This is a genomic window from Cohnella abietis (genome assembly GCF_004295585.1).
In the GTDB taxonomy this organism is placed as follows: Bacteria; Bacillota; Bacilli; order Paenibacillales; family Paenibacillaceae; genus Cohnella; species Cohnella abietis.
The window spans coordinates 6,738,086-6,753,521 of the sequence record NZ_AP019400.1 but is presented as its reverse complement, the minus strand read 5'-3'; the positions used below and the strand labels follow the sequence as shown (position 1 = coordinate 6,753,521).

At 47.0% G+C, this 15,436-nt stretch carries 13 protein-coding genes; 7 read left to right on the top strand and 6 right to left on the bottom strand.

The window, feature by feature from the left end; genetic code table 11:
• Window positions 1-87 precede the first annotated feature (87 nt).
• Both KCTCHS21_RS29570 and KCTCHS21_RS29565 read left to right on the top strand, forming a co-directional pair.
• Window positions 88-2,655 carry a beta-mannosidase gene (locus KCTCHS21_RS29570; protein ID WP_130616069.1) on the top strand — a complete coding sequence of 856 codons (2,568 nt, stop codon included), beginning with the start codon at window positions 88-90 and terminating at the stop codon, window positions 2,653-2,655.
• Between the two features lie 43 nt (window positions 2,656-2,698).
• Window positions 2,699-4,153 carry an L-fucose/L-arabinose isomerase family protein gene (locus KCTCHS21_RS29565; RefSeq protein WP_130616068.1) on the top strand — a complete coding sequence of 485 codons (1,455 nt, stop codon included), beginning with the start codon at window positions 2,699-2,701 and terminating at the stop codon, window positions 4,151-4,153.
• Window positions 4,154-4,946: 793 nt separating this feature from the next.
• Here KCTCHS21_RS29565 and KCTCHS21_RS29560 read toward each other — a convergent pair.
• The gene (locus tag KCTCHS21_RS29560; protein ID WP_130616067.1) at window positions 4,947-5,405 is read right to left on the bottom strand and encodes a VOC family protein; all 459 of its coding nucleotides are present in this window, start codon (window positions 5,403-5,405) and stop codon (window positions 4,947-4,949) included.
• A gap of 156 nt (window positions 5,406-5,561) precedes the next feature.
• Here KCTCHS21_RS29560 and KCTCHS21_RS29555 point away from each other — a divergent pair, with 156 nt between their 5' ends.
• Window positions 5,562-5,996, top strand: a complete 435-nt coding sequence (locus tag KCTCHS21_RS29555; RefSeq protein WP_130616066.1) for an Lrp/AsnC family transcriptional regulator — start codon at window positions 5,562-5,564, stop codon at window positions 5,994-5,996.
• A 90-nt stretch (window positions 5,997-6,086) separates the two neighbouring features.
• On the opposite strand, the gene KCTCHS21_RS29550 is transcribed toward KCTCHS21_RS29555, so the two are convergent.
• Window positions 6,087-6,551, bottom strand: coding sequence for an HAD family hydrolase (locus tag KCTCHS21_RS29550; RefSeq protein WP_130616065.1), 465 nt, complete (start codon window positions 6,549-6,551; stop codon window positions 6,087-6,089).
• Between the two features lie 321 nt (window positions 6,552-6,872).
• Here KCTCHS21_RS29550 and KCTCHS21_RS29545 point away from each other — a divergent pair, with 321 nt between their 5' ends.
• Window positions 6,873-8,375 carry a malate:quinone oxidoreductase gene (locus KCTCHS21_RS29545; RefSeq protein WP_130616064.1) on the top strand — a complete coding sequence of 501 codons (1,503 nt, stop codon included), beginning with the start codon at window positions 6,873-6,875 and terminating at the stop codon, window positions 8,373-8,375.
• Between the two features lie 99 nt (window positions 8,376-8,474).
• Here KCTCHS21_RS29545 and KCTCHS21_RS29540 read toward each other — a convergent pair whose 3' ends face one another.
• Together KCTCHS21_RS29540 and KCTCHS21_RS29535 are read right to left on the bottom strand one after the other, a co-directional pair.
• Window positions 8,475-8,792, bottom strand: coding sequence for a hypothetical protein (locus tag KCTCHS21_RS29540; protein ID WP_130616063.1), 318 nt, complete (start codon window positions 8,790-8,792; stop codon window positions 8,475-8,477).
• Window positions 8,785-9,153, bottom strand: coding sequence for a DUF6864 domain-containing function (locus KCTCHS21_RS29535; RefSeq protein WP_130616062.1), 369 nt, complete (start codon window positions 9,151-9,153; stop codon window positions 8,785-8,787). Before KCTCHS21_RS29535 ends, KCTCHS21_RS29540 begins: the two co-directional genes overlap by 8 nt.
• Before the next feature lie 205 nt (window positions 9,154-9,358).
• On the opposite strand from KCTCHS21_RS29535, the gene KCTCHS21_RS29530 reads away from it, so the two are divergent.
• From KCTCHS21_RS29530 to KCTCHS21_RS29520, 3 genes are all read left to right on the top strand, one after another.
• On the top strand, window positions 9,359-11,092 hold the full coding sequence (locus KCTCHS21_RS29530) for a sensor histidine kinase (protein ID WP_130616061.1): 1,734 nt from the start codon (window positions 9,359-9,361) through the stop codon (window positions 11,090-11,092).
• Window positions 11,089-12,207, top strand: a complete 1,119-nt coding sequence (locus KCTCHS21_RS29525; protein ID WP_130616060.1) for a response regulator — start codon at window positions 11,089-11,091, stop codon at window positions 12,205-12,207. The genes KCTCHS21_RS29530 and KCTCHS21_RS29525 overlap by 4 nt, the downstream gene beginning before the upstream one ends.
• A gap of 83 nt (window positions 12,208-12,290) precedes the next feature.
• Window positions 12,291-13,826, top strand: a complete 1,536-nt coding sequence (locus KCTCHS21_RS29520) for a histidine kinase N-terminal 7TM domain-containing diguanylate cyclase (protein WP_130616059.1) — start codon at window positions 12,291-12,293, stop codon at window positions 13,824-13,826.
• A 126-nt stretch (window positions 13,827-13,952) separates the two neighbouring features.
• On the opposite strand, the gene KCTCHS21_RS29515 is transcribed toward KCTCHS21_RS29520, so the two are convergent.
• Window positions 13,953-14,732 carry a hypothetical protein gene (locus KCTCHS21_RS29515; protein ID WP_130616058.1) on the bottom strand — a complete coding sequence of 260 codons (780 nt, stop codon included), beginning with the start codon at window positions 14,730-14,732 and terminating at the stop codon, window positions 13,953-13,955.
• On the bottom strand, window positions 14,716-15,264 hold the full coding sequence (locus KCTCHS21_RS29510) for an RNA polymerase sigma factor (RefSeq protein WP_232058002.1): 549 nt from the start codon (window positions 15,262-15,264) through the stop codon (window positions 14,716-14,718). Before KCTCHS21_RS29510 ends, KCTCHS21_RS29515 begins: the two co-directional genes overlap by 17 nt.
• Window positions 15,265-15,436: the final 172 nt, after the last annotated feature.

The window sequence follows — 15,436 nt, the reverse complement described above, 5'->3', positions numbered from 1 at the left end:
TGGTGGTAGCTTTAACGATACAGCAACCGTAACTTTAGCCGTTACCGTTACCGGTTGGCGGCACGAACCAAAGAAGGGACAACGACGATGAAACGAACGATAATGTTGAATGGATATTGGAAGTTAAAGGGCGAAGGCGAACGACCCGAGGGCGGTCCGACGAGCATCGATATCGATGCTCGCGTGCCCGGACACGTGCATCAGGATTTACTCGCGGCGGGATGTATCGCGGACCCGGGTTATCGCAAGCAGGCGGAAGATTGCGCATGGGTCGAGCATTGGCGATGGACGTATTCCCGCGAATTCGAGGTTGAACGCTTGGACGCGGGGCGCATGGTGCTGGAATTCGAGGGGCTGGATACTTTCGCGGACGTATATCTGAACGGGACGCGGGTAGCGCGGACGGACAACATGTTCGTCCGCTACCGCTTCGACGTATCGGGATTGCTGCGGAAGGGTACGAACGAGCTAGAAGTCCGGTTCCGTACCATCGCGGAAGGAGTCGAGAATAAGCCCTACAGCGGTCGCGGAGCGGCATTCACGAGCGAACGCCTCTACGTGCGGCGAATGCAGTGCACGTTCGGATGGGATTGGGTCGGACGTCTCGTCAGCTATGGCATCTGGCGTCCTGTCCGGCTCGTCTTCGAAGACGTCGCGGCGATCGAAGATCTCTATGTCCATACGAAGGCGATCGACGGAAGGGGAGCGGCCATCGGCTTCGCATTGGAGACGATCCGGCATGACGGGCAGCCGCTCAGAGTCGAGGCTGCCATCCTCGATCCTTCCGGCCGCATCGTATGGGAGGCGTCGCGCAAGCTGCTCGGGAACAAGCTGGAGCTGACGGCGGACTTGGCCGAACCCGAGCTCTGGTGGCCCGCGGGATACGGCGGCCAGCCGTTGTATAAGGCGGTCGCGAAGCTTTACGGAGAAACGGGAATCGTCGACGAGCGGGAGTGCTCATTCGGCGTTCGCACGGCGCGAATCGAGCAGCTTCCGGATAAGCCCGGGAGCGCCGAGGCGCGTACGACCGAGGAGTTGAGAGCTCGAAGCGCGGAGTGGGACATGAACGGGGAGCGGCCCGGAAGCGGGTTCACGCTATTGGTGAACGGCGTCCCCATCTACTGCAAAGGAGCCAATTGGGTGCCGAGCGATCCCTTTCCGTCGCGTATCCCGGATTCGCATTACGAGAATCTTCTTCGTCTCGCCCGGGATGCCGATATGACGATGCTTCGCTGCTGGGGCGGGGGTATCTACGAGCCGGAGCCCTTCTGGGACGGGTGCGACAAGCTAGGGATTCTCGTCTTCCAAGATTTCATGATGGCATGCGGTACGTATCCCGAAGAAGACGGGGAATGGGCTGCTTCGTTGGCCGTAGAGGCCGAAGGCGTCATCCGTTCGCTTCGCAGCCGCCCGAGCCTGATCATGTGGAACGGCGACAACGAGAACGGCATGTTCGACGGCGAAGATGATCCGGACTACCCCGGACGGGCGATTGCCGAGCGGATTACGGGCAGGCTGTGCGCAGAGCTCGATCCGTCCCGTTCGTTCTTGCCGACGAGCCCTTTCGGCGGCAACAAGAATAATTCATTCACGATCGGCACCGCGCATTACACCGGTGCGTTGTTCGATATTTTCGACTACTTGCGCCATACGGACATGCGGGATTACCGAGCTTACTTCGCAGGCTTGCTCAGCCGGTTCTGCCCGGAGTTTCCAATGTTCGGCACGCCGGAGATTCATACGCTGAGGCGGTTCATGAGCGAGGAGGATCTGAACGATCCTTCATTCGACATGCTAGAGTATCATACGAAGAACCATCCCGGGCTAGTCGACTTTACGCTCTTCCGCGCGCTTGAGACGCTTGCCGATAAGCTGATGCCTCCGGCCGTCTCGACGGTCGAGAAGATTAGGCACATGTCCTACGCTCAACATGAGATTACCCGCCTCGTCCTCGAGGCGTACAGACGCAACCGGCCTTATACGGGCGGCATTCTGTTCTGGATGTTTAACGATTGCTGGCCGGCGAGCGGATGGAGCCTCGTCGATTATTACGGGTATCCGAAGGGCGGTTATTACGGGTTCAAGAAAGCCGCCCGTCCGGTTATCGCTTCGATCGATCGGCAGGAAAAGGAAGGCGGGTATACATTCTGGGTATGCAACGACAAGCCTGAAGCAATTCTGGGGACGGCAAGACTGCGAGTGTTGAAGCTGGACGGCAAAGCCGACGATGCTTCTCGGTGGAGTCGGGAGTTCAGCTTCGGGGTAGGGGGAGGAACATCTTCCGCCATTGAGACGGTGCCATTGGAGGAATTGGACGCGCTGTTGGACGACTCTCACTTGCTGGTAATGGATATCTCGGGTCCGTTCGGCGAGGATCGATGCGTTTATTTTACGGGTATTCCGGCGGACATGGAGCTTGAAGCTTCCGGCGTACGCATTGAGTCTCGGCAGGAAGGGACCGAAGGAGGCCGCCTAATCATTACTGCGGATCGATATGCCAAAGCCGTCTTGCTCCACGGCGAGTATGTTTTCTCAGACAATTACTTCGATCTGTTGCCAGACGAGCGCAGAACGATCGATTATCGAAGATTGGCTACGGGGGCTAGTGCCGGTGCCGGGGGCAACGGGGAGATCGAACTGATCAGTTGGAATTAGATTGACAATCAATAGCACTAATCGCGAAAAGGTGGAAGTGGAAATGAGTATACCATTGTTTACAAGGGCTAAAGCTCGCATTGGCGTTATAACGGTTGGTCACGAGCCGTATTGGGGACAATTTCCGGGGTTGCGGGAGGAACTCGAGGGTTACGGTCGTGAGTTCGAGAAGATGCTTAGCGGCTACGACGTGGAGATCGTATCGGCGGGTTTTGTAGATAACGTGGACAAATCGTTCGCAGCGGCCGCTCGGCTGAGAGCCCAAGATGTAGACTTCTTATTCTGTAATCTGAGTACGTACGTCACGTCGTCATCGGCTGCAACTGCCATTATGAACCTCGGAGTGCCTACCGTCTTGGTCGCCTTGCAACCGCTCAAACGGTTGGATTACCGGAACACGACGACATATATGCAGTTGGCGAATGATAATATCTGCTCGTTGCCTGAGATCAGCGGGGTGCTCGTTCGCGCCGGAAAGCCGGCGGCTGGCATGATCGTGGGGACGCTACATGAAGATCCGCGAGTAGTCCGCGAATTGAAATCGTGGTGCCAGGTCGCGAATGCCCGGCGGGCGTTTAAGTACGCGCGGATCGGCTATTTGGGCCATACCTACGAAGGCATGTACGATATGAATTCCGATCCGACAGCGTTCACGGCTGCCTTCGGCTCCCATGTCCAAATGTTGGAGATGTGCGACCTTGCCAAGCTAGTGAATGACGCGAAGGTTAGCGAGATCGCGGATAAAATAGAAGAAATCAAGAGCGTATTCACAATCGCCGACCCGTTCATCGATCCGGTGACACGGCCGATCAAGCATGAGGACTTGGAATGGTCGGCCAAGGTGGCAGTCGGACTCGACAAGCTGATAATGGAGAACGGTTTGACTGGTCTTGCTTATTACTATCGCGGGCTGGATAACAATGAATACGAACGGATCGGCTCGAACATGGTCCTAGGAAATTCGCTCCTCACCGGCAAGGGGATTCCACTCGCGGGAGAAGCGGATCTTAAGACTTGCGCGGCCATGCTGATTATGGATCGGTTAGACGCCGGGGGTTCCTTCGCCGAGCTGCATCCTTGCGATTTCGTGGACGAGATCGTACTCGTTGGGCATGACGGCCCGCATAACGTCAAGATCAGCGACAGCCGTCCGATCATTCGAGGGTTGGATTTGTTCCACGGCAAAAGCGGCTCCGGCATCGGCGTGGAATTCAGCATCCAAGCGGGGCCAGTTACCTTGCTGGGAATCTCCCAGACCGCGGATGGCCGTTACAAGATGATTGCTGCCGAAGGCGAATCGATCAAAGGCGAAATTCCGCAAACCGGCAATACCAATACCCGTTGCAGCTTCAATTGCAGTGTCGCTGACTTTATCGAGAGATGGTGCGCAGCCGGACCTACCCACCATTTTGCATTGGGCGTTGGCCATACGGGAAAACAAATCGAGCGATTGGCCAACGTGCTTGGCATGGAGCTGGAAATGGTCATCGGAACATAGCGGAAATAGCCTCCATAAGTAACAAGACACCGACCGTTGGAGAGGGAATTACAACTCTAGCAGGGCATGACCCAGCACGATTGAGTGGTGTTGTTCGAATATTTCGAGCAATGAGGTCCGGAAGAGGCACGATTAAGTGGTGTTGTTCGAATATTTCGAGCAACGAGGACCGGAAGAGGCACGATTGAGTGGTGTTGTTCGAATATTTTCGAGCAACGAGGTCCGGAAGAGGCACGATTGAGTGGTGTTGTTCGAATATTTTGAGCAACGAGGACCGGAAGAGGCACTATGAATGGTGTTGTTCGAATATTTCGAGCAACGAGGTCCGGAAGAGGCACGATTGAGTGGTGTTGTTCGAATATTTCGAGTAACGAGGACCGGAAGAGGCACGATTGAGTGGTGTTGTTCGAATATTTCGAGCAACGAGGTCCGGAAGAGGCGCGATTGAATGGTGTTGTTCGAATATTTCGAGCAACGAGGACCGGAAGAGGCACGATTGAGTGGTGTTGTTCGAATATATCGAGCAACGAGGACCGGAAGAGGCGCGATTAAGTGGTGTTGTTCGAATATTTCGAGCAACGAGGTCAAAGCAGGGGCTATCCCATAAGCTCACTTATGGGATAGCCCCATTTTCAGTATGCCATGCATGGCGATTAACTAGGTGGTGAAAGTCCGCTGTGGGGGCTTGTAGTTGCCAACCACTAGCCAAGAGCAAGGGTGTCCATCGTTAGGTGGAATCTGAAGGAAGCTAGAGACAAAATTCCGACCCTAGGAACACGAACATCGGCTTAATTTACATAGTGTTAGTAGACATATCAAAATCAACATCTTCAATAAATTCGATAATTTCCCCATTGGGACTGTGGATGATAGCATTTTTTACTAGAAGAGGCGGCTCGCCAAGAGAAAGGTAATCCGGTTGTACAAAAGCCCTTGCTCCATGAGCAAGGGCTTTTTGAAATATTTCATCTACATTATCCACATAGAAGGCGAAATGTAATAAAGCTCCGTGAGCTACATCTTCTTCAGACAATGCCTTCTTCCCCTGGGCGGGGATGACGGCATCGTTATCAAAGATCTCAATGCAGGTTCTTTGGTCAGGTGAAATGAGCATGGAAGCTTCTTTAATTTGAAAGGATGGTAAACTCCAATGATGACCTAGCTTGAACCCTAAAACCTCAATGTAAAATGTAATAGTTGCTTTATAATCTTTTGCTTGGATCGCTACATGCGAGAGACCTTTAACGCTCATCTATATCGCTCCCTTATCTCATTTATATTTATTATAATTGCATTAAAATATGAGATATATACAAGAGATAAGTGCTTTATAGTAGTATGCTTGCATAATAAAAGGTATTTTAGTTAAATTGGTTTATTTTATAAATAAGGTTAGGAGGCTCTTGATATGGAACATCTTATGGATGAGATTGATAAAAAGATTATGGCTTTACTTCAATACAATGCAAGAATGTCCGTTTCTCAAATCAGCAAAGAGGTTTCGATGTCGCAACCATCCGTTAAAGAAAGAATGATTAAGCTGGAAGAGAAAAATATCATTTCCGGGTATAACACCATTTTTAATTTACGGGATATGAATCGAGGCACGACCACGTTTATTCTATTAAAAACAGAGCATTGCCAAGAAATTACCGATTTTTGTAAACAGGCTAGGGAAGTAACTGATTTATTTCGCATTAGTGGAGAATATAATTATCTCATTAAGGTACAAACCGCCTCTATTGAGGAGCTCGCTGAATTTCAAGATACACTTATAAAGTTCGGACCATCAAAGTCTCATATCAGTATGAAAAATATATTGGAAAACAGAATTTTGCTCTAATAACGAAGCGAATATAAGGTGCTTTAGAGATGTGTTGATTCGGGTCGGTCTGATCCGTCATTCTTCATGACGGAACGGATCGGTCTTTATTTAATTTCTAAGTGTAGGAATAAGACGATGATGATTGATTAACAAGTCTAATCCGTCAATTATGTCTGTCACGACTATATCACTAGACATTAACGTTACCGTTGCACAGCCTTCTTTTCCAATTACTGCAATCGAAAGATCAGCTTCTCGAAACATGAGCTCATCATTCACACCGTTGCCAATAACAGCAACGCCTTGTTCAAGCTGGCTAATAAACTTCCGCTTTTCCTCCCGCTGATTATCTTTACCAATAACATGCAGCTCTACGGGAAAACCTTCACATTCTGTAGCCGCACTCCCATTACTGTCAGCAGTTAATACATGAATTTTTAATAATGGGTTAAGCTCTTCAAGCTTTTCTCTGACACTCGGAAGAATCAGCCCGTCTAGAGCAATTGTTCCATTAAAATCTAGAACGAGGTGAGTAAGTGTAAGGCTTTCTCGTCCAGGAATATTTATTTGCATTGTGTTACTCCTCTCAATAAACATGTTGTTTGTAAATGTACCACTTAAAGAACTTAGAATGCCATCTATACTCCACGCCAAGTTTATGGAATCGGCCATTTTATATTGCGGAAAGCTAAGTATTAGATGCACTGGTAACTAATAACTATCATATAATAGTAATAAATATTTTAATCTATTATTAATAGTGATACACTAAGTGATAGGGTAATAATTGATCCAGAAAAGATGTGTGACAAGGTCGCGCTCTGGCTTGCTGTGGCGCCTAAGCAGGATCGTCTACATCCTTTCTGCAAAACGTAGGGAATAAGGACGGTAAAAATGAGCAACGGACAAACTAAAACAGATGTTATCTTGATTGGTGCCGGAATCATGAGTGCGACATTGGGGACACTTCTGAAGGAATTAGTACCGGACTGGGAAATTAAAGTGTTTGAAAAGCTGGAAAATGCAGGCGAGGAAAGCTCCAACGAATGGAATAATGCAGGAACTGGGCATGCGGCACTGTGCGAGCTTAACTACACCGTCGAAAAACCAGACGGATCTATAGATATTAGTAAAGCTATAAATATAAATGAACAGTTTCAGCTATCCATGCAGTTCTGGTCTTATCTTGTAAACAGCAAGCTGGTAAATAATCCGCAGGATTTTATTATGCCATTGCCTCATATGAGTATGGTACAAGGGGAACAAAATGTCGCTTTTCTGAAGAAGCGTTTTGAAGCCTTGTCAAACAATCCACTGTTTCAAGGGATGGAGTTCTCAGATGATCCTGAGAAGCTGATGGAATGGATCCCGCTTATTATGCAAGATCGTCCATTGAATGAGGCTATTGCAGCAACCAAAATAGACTCTGGAACAGACGTCAATTTTGGTGCTTTAACGCGCATGCTGTTTGACCACTTAAAGAGTAAAAACGTTGATATAAAATATAAGCAAAGTGTTGATAATATTAAACGTACTAGCGATGGCTCGTGGCAACTAAAAGTACGAAATGTCGATAGTGGTAACGTTGAACGCCATACTGCCAAATTCGTCTTTATCGGAGGCGGAGGCGGAAGCGTACATTTGCTGCAAAAATCGGGTATTCCTGAAGGAAAGCGTCTTGGAGGATTCCCGGTAAGCGGGATATTCATGGTGTGCAATAATCCGGATATTGTCGAGCAGCATCATGCAAAGGTGTATGGAAAAGCTAAGGTTGGCGCTCCTCCAATGTCCGTGCCGCATCTTGATACAAGATTTATCGACAATAAAAAATCGTTGCTATTTGGCCCTTTTGCTGGCTTCTCACCTAAGTTTCTCAAATCCGGCTCTATGTTTGATTTGATTACTTCTGTAAAGCCGAATAATGTCGTAACTATGTTGGCTGCAGGCGCCAAAAACATGTCATTGACCAAATACCTGATTCAGCAGGTGATGTTATCGAAAGAAAAGCGCTTGGAGGAGCTACGTGAATTTATCCCCAACGCAAGCATCGATGATTGGGATTTGGTTGTAGCAGGTCAACGTGTACAAGTAATCAAAGACACGGATGCCGGCAAAGGAACGCTTCAATTTGGTACGGAAGTTATTAGTGCAGCGGATGGCTCAATAGCAGCATTGCTCGGTGCTTCTCCGGGTGCTTCTACTGCTGTTCACGTCATGCTAGAAGTCATTAAGAAATGCTTCCCTCAACATATTAAAGAGTGGGAACCGAAAATTAAAGAAATGATTCCTTCTTACGGCGTGTCATTGTTAAAAAACCCAGAGCTTATCCAAGAAATTCATACTTCAACGGCTCAGACGCTTGGCTTATCGGGTGAAAAACAAGCCGTACTAGTATAACCGATAATCCGTAATTTAAAGGAAGCATGATTTGCTGCTTAGCAAACTTATGCTTCCTTTTGATTTTTAAAGTACCTTAGTGTGCGTATCAGGCGAGATTTAACCACCGGTTTCCTTCGATCGTGATCCTATCAAGTATCCGATAATCGTCATTTCGATGGGAAGCACCAGTGACCACAATTCCTTTAATCCGAAATCAGCCGAACGGAACTTGTCTGGAGTTAGAGTATAGACCAGCGCGATGAGGAGAATGCCGAGAGCAATCGTGCCTACGATGTATAAGCGGACGTAGTCCCCCGAGCCGAAGAACTTACCGAGGAAACCGAGCTCGGCTTTGCGTTTCTCGCTCTCCGCGTTCGCTGCGATGATCTTACTGGCGACTTTAGGGTCTTGGTCTTGGATTTCGATTTTATTCATTATCCGAGACTCCTTCCCCCGCGAAAAATGTAAAGTTCAGCAACCAAGCTGTCAAATCGAAATTGATGGTCACCTCGTAACGTAGAGACAGTTTGCGGTTGTTTAGAACCCCGAGATGGATCATGTCCTGGTTGCCGGTAGGTTTGCCTCTTGGAAAGTTGATGCATGCAATTCGGACCTCATTGTGTCGGACAAGGCGGATGTCCGTCGTGAAGTCATCCCGTTCCGGCTCGTGTTCAATACAGAATACGAACGTCAAAGGATCATTCTCTTCGGATAATGTGATTTCGATCGGGCTCATCCCATAGGAGAATACTCTACCGTGATAAACAACTTCGAATCCACCGGACGTTATTTTCATGTACATCCCCCCAATGCAGACTATCATCCGTACGAGCTTTTTTTCTATTTTACGAACGTGGTGATCGTTTCATGACAATACCGGATATTTTTATTTGTCGAAATATGGAATATTACGCCTTGCACCCCTAAAATTTCGTATACTATATTGAGAGGAACGAAATAAAGCTAGTTATCTTCTTACGTCAAACCTAAAGGAATCTGTCATGAATGCCACTATAGAGCTTATCTTTATGATTGCTTCGTTGCTCATGATGGGCATCATCTTATTCTCTGTATATGGATTTAGAAGAGAACGTGGAGTAAGTTATCTTATCGGCGTGATCGTGTGCCGGATTGTTTACTCTAGCGGTGTCATTATGGAGAAAAACAGCTTATTATTAATGGAAAAGTTGTTTTTTCGTAATATTCAGACAACAGCGCTTAATCTAATGGTGCCTTTCTTTATCCTTTTCACTTATCAGTTAATCGGTCGCGACAGATTATTAAAGCCCCGATGGAAGATTATGCTGTTTACGGGATTTGCCCTTTGGTCAATGCTCTCGTGGTTAGATCCAGAGCTACATATGATTTATCGCATGATTGAGCTCCATAACGGCGTTTTAATTGGGACGAGGACCGTCTATTCAGCCGCTTTCTCCATTACTTGTTATAGTGCTTTGGCAGTATGCTTTTATTTTCTATTTCAGTATATATGGAATATTCGTAACGATTTTCGCACGCCGGGACTGTGGGTACTGTTTCTGAGCTCATTTCCTATTATTCTAGAGATTGTAAAATTCACGAATCCCCAATGGTCGTCCTGGATGCTTCCGTTGTCGGTGTATTGCGGATTTATAGGGACGATAATGCTAGTCATTACACTTCGAATTAAGTTTTTTTCTACTGTTCCGATTGCTAGGAATATTGTTCTCGATACGCTTCAAGAAAGTATTGTGATAGCTAACGCTTCAGGAAAGATCATTGACAGTAATAAACAGGCTTCTCAGTGGTTTTCAAAGATGGGCTCTACAGTTATTAATGGTCGAAATATGTCTGAGCTATTGGAGCCTTGGCCAGAATGGCATAACTTGTGCAGCTCTATGCAACAGGGACGTGTAGAAATTGATACCTGGCTAGATGGTGAAAGAAAGATATACAGTGTGAGCGTATATCCGTTACGTATATTGCGTAAGCAAGGACAAGGTAGCATTTCCCTTATTGTTGATATTACAGAGAAAGAAAGGCATCTGGAGCAGATAGCACATCTCAACAAGTTAAAGGATCAGTTGTTTACAATAGTGTCGCATGATATCCGTAGTCCCTTGGCGCTGCAGTTTCAGCTGGTTGAATTATTAGAGGAAGACAGAGATCGTTTCGATCCTGATCATAGAGCAATCATTGAAACGCTAGGCGAACAGATTCGTTATTCACTTGGGATGACTAATAATTTGTTAGAGTGGTTCCGCAGCCAACGGGAAGACATGACACTTCGTCCACAGGTATTGGAGTTATCAGAGGTTATAGAGGAATGCTGTCATATGCTACACATTAATAGTGAAGCGAAGCATATTAGTGTAAACAATTCTGTTGCCCTAGGCACTCGAGTGTATGCTGACCGGGAAGCACTTGGGTTAATCATTCGGAATTTGTTATCCAACGCCATTAAATTTACTGGATTAGGCGGTTTAATCCAAGTGTATGCACAGTTTTCCGGCGACATGGTTATCGTCTCTGTTCGTGATAATGGGGTAGGTATGGAAGCAGAGCAGGTTCGAGAGCTATTTGAGCAGAAGCAGCTTCACTCATTAGCGGGTACTTTGGGGGAAAAAGGGACCGGACTGGGGCTACTTGTCAGTCGGCAGTTTGTACAACTAAGCGGCGGGAGTCTATGGGTGGAAAGTGAAGTAGGGCAAGGAAGTGTATTTCACTTCACCGTGAGAGGCGGAGGAGAGCAATGAAAGTTCTCATAGTTGACGATGAGCCTGGCATGCTCCTCGCCATGAAGCGGCTGCTATCGAATATGGAAGACGTGGAGCTTGTGGGAAGCTACCAGAGTGCTGCGGAAGCACTGGACTTCGTTCGGGATAGGGATGTGGATCTTGCATTCTTAGACATTAAAATTGCTGAGGACGATGGATTAGAGCTAGCCCGCAGTTTGCGTTCGGTACGGGCTGATCTGGATATCGTGTTCACTACCTCCCATTCAGAATTTGCGATTAATGCATATGATGTTTATCCATTGGACTATATGGTTAAGCCGATTTCCAGAATACGGTTGACCCAGACAATTATTCGCGCTGCTAGTAGACGCAGCCGATCTTCTGATGAAGCTAGCAATCTCAAAAGTAATCGACTTACCGTTCGGGGACTGGGTGGCTTCGATGTTAGCAGCAAGCAAACAGGCGCAGTTAAATGGATATCCAAAAAAAGTATGGAGCTATTCGCATATTTGCTCGTTAATCGAGATCGGAGTGTAACCAAAGCCCGAATCTTGGAAGAAATTTTTCCGCAGATGCCGCTTAAAAACGCCGAAATATATCTCAATACAGCTGTGTATCAGCTTAGAAAAGCTTTGTCTCTGCATGGGGTCAAGGAAATGGTCATATCAGCGCAGGAACAGTATCGGTTAGACTTGGAGCAAGTAGAAGTAGATTTTATTCAGTTTGAGCAGGCTGTGGAGGAATTATCCGATATTAATACGGCAAATGAAGTGGCTGCAATAGCTCTAGAGAAACAGTTTGCAGGCCAGCTATTCGAGGATAAATCTTATGCATGGGTAGCTGCTGAACGTGAGCGGTTGGCCATCATGTACGATTCCTACGCGAAGCGTCTTACGAATTGGCTGCTGACTATGAAGCGATATAGAGAAGGCGCACAAATTGCGAGAAAAATGGTAGCACGCAACGAATTTGAAGAAGAGTCAACTCTGCTGCTACTAAATATATATGGAGCCATGGGAGACCAACAATCGCTTCATAACTATTATGAGCACTACACCCAATTGCTTCTTCAAGAGCTGGGTTTGCAGCCTTCGTCGCGTATTCATCAGTTATATGAACAATATCAGTCATAGAGCGCGAGTCGATATCCAAATGTTTAAACTTAATTGTTCATATATAGACCAAATCCTCCAACCGGAAGATAAGAGGCTAAGTGATGATTTTACAAGACAGCTATTCGTTTTCTATCTTGGTAAGCTGCATTGTTTTTTTGTTTTTATTTCTCTATGCATTTCGCTATCGTAAATCTCCGGAATCAATCTTTTTCATGTTAATGGTAGCCCTGTTGTCCATTCAAGCAATGGCCAGCCTATTAGAGCTTCATGCAAGCAGCTTAGAGGACAAACTGTTATGGCGTAATATACAACAGATTCCTCTATACTCCTCTCCAATTATGCTGCTAGGAATGATCATGTCCTTTATCGGGACTAGCTCTAAGGTTGTCTTCCGACGGATTGTTATTTTAAGTATCATTATAGTGACTTATTGGATCTTGCTGTTCGCAGATTCACAGCTGCACTTAATAAGAGAATCGGTTACTCTAGAGGCTTTCGGGCAGACTGAGCGTATCAAAATAGAACGAACTAATTTCGGCTTTATGTTCCTATTGTTTCACCATTTCATGGGTCTTTGGGGACTTGGGATGCTGTTAATCAATATCAGAAAAGTACCGAAAATCAACAGAATGCAGCACATCTTATTGATGCTGGCTACTCTGTCCCCTTATGTCTTTACTAATGCGGGCGACTTTATCGGTTGGAAGATTAGTGTCTCGGTATCGATGCTGCCGACAGGTTTCCTGCTTTTCTATGCCTTATTCATGCATAAATTTCTGCAAGTCCGTCCACTAGCTAAAGAAAAAGTGCTTGAGCATATGACAGAGGGAATCTTGATAGTTGATGATCAAGATATAATTATCGATGCGAATCCGGCAGCTCTCCCGATCACCGAGCGTTTATGGGGGGAAGTTAAATTGGTAGGTACTTTCCTGCCGCCTCTGCTGAAGGGGCACCCTTCCCTAAAGGTCTTCTATGAAGCTAAGGAACAAGGAGAGATTGAGGTGGAAAGCTGTGGGAGACAGCATGCATTCCGCTTGATTCCGCTTCAAGTGCGTCACAAACGTACCGGTTCTCTTCTAATCATTTCTGATATTACCGAACGTAAATTATATGAGAACCAACTAATAAAAAAAGCAGCAAGGGATGGATTAACACAGCTGTACAATCGGCAACACTTTCTGGATCTCTTGGATCAAAGAATGAAGAATTCCCGTTCAGTCAAAGAGCCCATAAGCTTGCTCCTAATGGATTTAGATGATTTTAAGAAGATTAATGATCGCTTTGGGCACTTGGCAGGTGACCGTGTGCTTAAGTGTTTTGCTCAACTATTGGAGGAAGTAATTGAGGGGACAGGTGTGGCTGGAAGGATTGGCGGTGAAGAATTCGCGATCATCCTCCCGGGATTTAACGGCGAAGCGGCCTACGAAATAGCGGAACGTCTGCGTCTACGCGTGCAACAAGAAACGGTGCAATCAGCTGATCCGGCTTATGAAATCGCCTATACGATCAGTATTGGTGTAGCAGAGCTTTTGGATTCCGATATGACGCTCGAGGGCTGGTATCATGAAGCTGATATGTGTTTGTATGCTTCTAAGCATAACGGGAGAAACAAAACGACTCTCGCGGGTGATTAGGTGGTGGGTCGCATGTTCTATGATCCCTTGTCGCTCGATAAACCGTGTACCGCCGTCCTGAGGATGGCGGTACACGGTTTATTGTGTGGGAAGATTAGTGAAGGAACTGCGGAGCTTGCCCCACTATCAGAAATTAGGAGAGAAAGAGGAGAGCACGGCTCCTTGTGCGTCGAGGGCTTCGATTTTATAGTTTTTAACCAGTTCAGCAATATCGACGAACCAATAACGTGAGCCGTCTGAACTCGGAAAGATGTGTGCATCCCATTGCTTGCCGGACCCGTCGACAACTCGGATGCCAGATATATTAGATTCGGTAATATTCCCGTTAAACAGTTTAAGGTCACCGTATCCAATTTCACCCCCCCATGTTACCCCAGGCATCATGGAAGCTTTGTCCTCTCCTTGACCGCTGTAGGCCTGAGACCAGCCATCTAGACCGGTACCGACAGAGTGATCATCGCCGTAATCTGTCCATTTCAAAATGTCGATAATCAAGGATGCACTCTCCGCAGAAGCGGGGGGTGCGGAATAGATCAATACATGGTTGCCGTTGATGCGTTTCTCCAACAGAATTTCTTTCTTTCCTTCCCGGATGAGGCGAGAATTTATCAATGTGTCACGGATTTGCGGATCAAGCGGGCCGGCTTCTGACCCGATTTTAGGTGGAGAGGCTGGGGCAACGTTCGATTCAAGCGTGTTAGTGAACAGGAAGACCATGCATGCGGCAACGGCAATTATCGCTGCTCCAAGTATCCTCCGCTTGTGAAAGAAAAAGGTTTTCCGGGCAGGTGAAGCCAACGCCTTCGTATAAATGTCAGTGGCCAGTTCCTCCGTGAAAGTACGGGTTCGTAGTGGCTGGTCGTCCTTCAAAGCGTCGTACCAGTCGGGATTAGATAAACTGTTCATGGGTTTTTTCCTCCTTCAGTAGCCTTGATAATTTCTGACGAGCACCGAACAATCTCGACTTAGCGGTTCCTTCGGGGATGCCAAGTAACGAGGCGATCTCGCCTAGCGACAGTTGATGCCTCGCATGAAGGAGTAAAATCTCTCTATGTTTGGCAGGCAGACTGAACACCTGACGCCAAACTTCGTTGGTAGCTTCATCGTCAAGGAACGCTTGCTCAGCAGATCGATGATGTCCGCTAGGGATGATACGATCGAGCAATAGCGCTTTTCGGAAAAATGCTGAATTTCTGTAGTTGTAGCTTAGGTTGCGCGTAATTCGGAGTAGCCAAGTTTTCACGGATGACTCTCCACGGAACGAGGTAAAGTGGCGGTATGCCTTTAGAAATACGTCCTGCGCGATATCGTCTGCTATACTGCGGCTGCGGCAGATCAAATAGGCATAGTTCCATACTTCCTGGCCGTATTCGCTCATTAGCGATTCCAGCGTTGCGGCGTCAATGAATTCGGCGTGTTTCAAGTAATCATAGCCCAACGGTGATCACCTCCTAAAGAATAGACAAGATAGGTGGGCTTGCGGTTCATTTCTAGCAGGCTCTCATTTACATTTTTTGAAAAATAGCTAGTAGTAAGTAAGGTGATGTGTGCGGATGGTGTATGGTGTATGGGAATACGTCGTCCTAGCGGTAATTGTACTAAATGCCTAA

Bases quoted from the DNA above. Each gene is read 5' to 3' on its own strand.
- KCTCHS21_RS29570 (WP_130616069.1), top strand. From the start codon at position 88: ATGAAACGAACGATAATGTTGAATGGATATTGGAAGTTAAAGGGCGAA.
- KCTCHS21_RS29565 (WP_130616068.1), top strand. From the start codon at position 2,699: ATGAGTATACCATTGTTTACAAGGGCTAAAGCTCGCATTGGCGTTATA.
- KCTCHS21_RS29560 (WP_130616067.1), bottom strand. From the start codon at position 5,405: ATGAGCGTTAAAGGTCTCTCGCATGTAGCGATCCAAGCAAAAGATTAT.
- KCTCHS21_RS29555 (WP_130616066.1), top strand. From the start codon at position 5,562: ATGGAACATCTTATGGATGAGATTGATAAAAAGATTATGGCTTTACTT.
- KCTCHS21_RS29550 (WP_130616065.1), bottom strand. From the start codon at position 6,551: ATGCAAATAAATATTCCTGGACGAGAAAGCCTTACACTTACTCACCTC.
- KCTCHS21_RS29545 (WP_130616064.1), top strand. From the start codon at position 6,873: ATGAGCAACGGACAAACTAAAACAGATGTTATCTTGATTGGTGCCGGA.
- KCTCHS21_RS29540 (WP_130616063.1), bottom strand. From the start codon at position 8,792: ATGAATAAAATCGAAATCCAAGACCAAGACCCTAAAGTCGCCAGTAAG.
- KCTCHS21_RS29535 (WP_130616062.1), bottom strand. From the start codon at position 9,153: ATGAAAATAACGTCCGGTGGATTCGAAGTTGTTTATCACGGTAGAGTA.
- KCTCHS21_RS29530 (WP_130616061.1), top strand. From the start codon at position 9,359: ATGAATGCCACTATAGAGCTTATCTTTATGATTGCTTCGTTGCTCATG.
- KCTCHS21_RS29525 (WP_130616060.1), top strand. From the start codon at position 11,089: ATGAAAGTTCTCATAGTTGACGATGAGCCTGGCATGCTCCTCGCCATG.
- KCTCHS21_RS29520 (WP_130616059.1), top strand. From the start codon at position 12,291: ATGATTTTACAAGACAGCTATTCGTTTTCTATCTTGGTAAGCTGCATT.
- KCTCHS21_RS29515 (WP_130616058.1), bottom strand. From the start codon at position 14,732: ATGAACAGTTTATCTAATCCCGACTGGTACGACGCTTTGAAGGACGAC.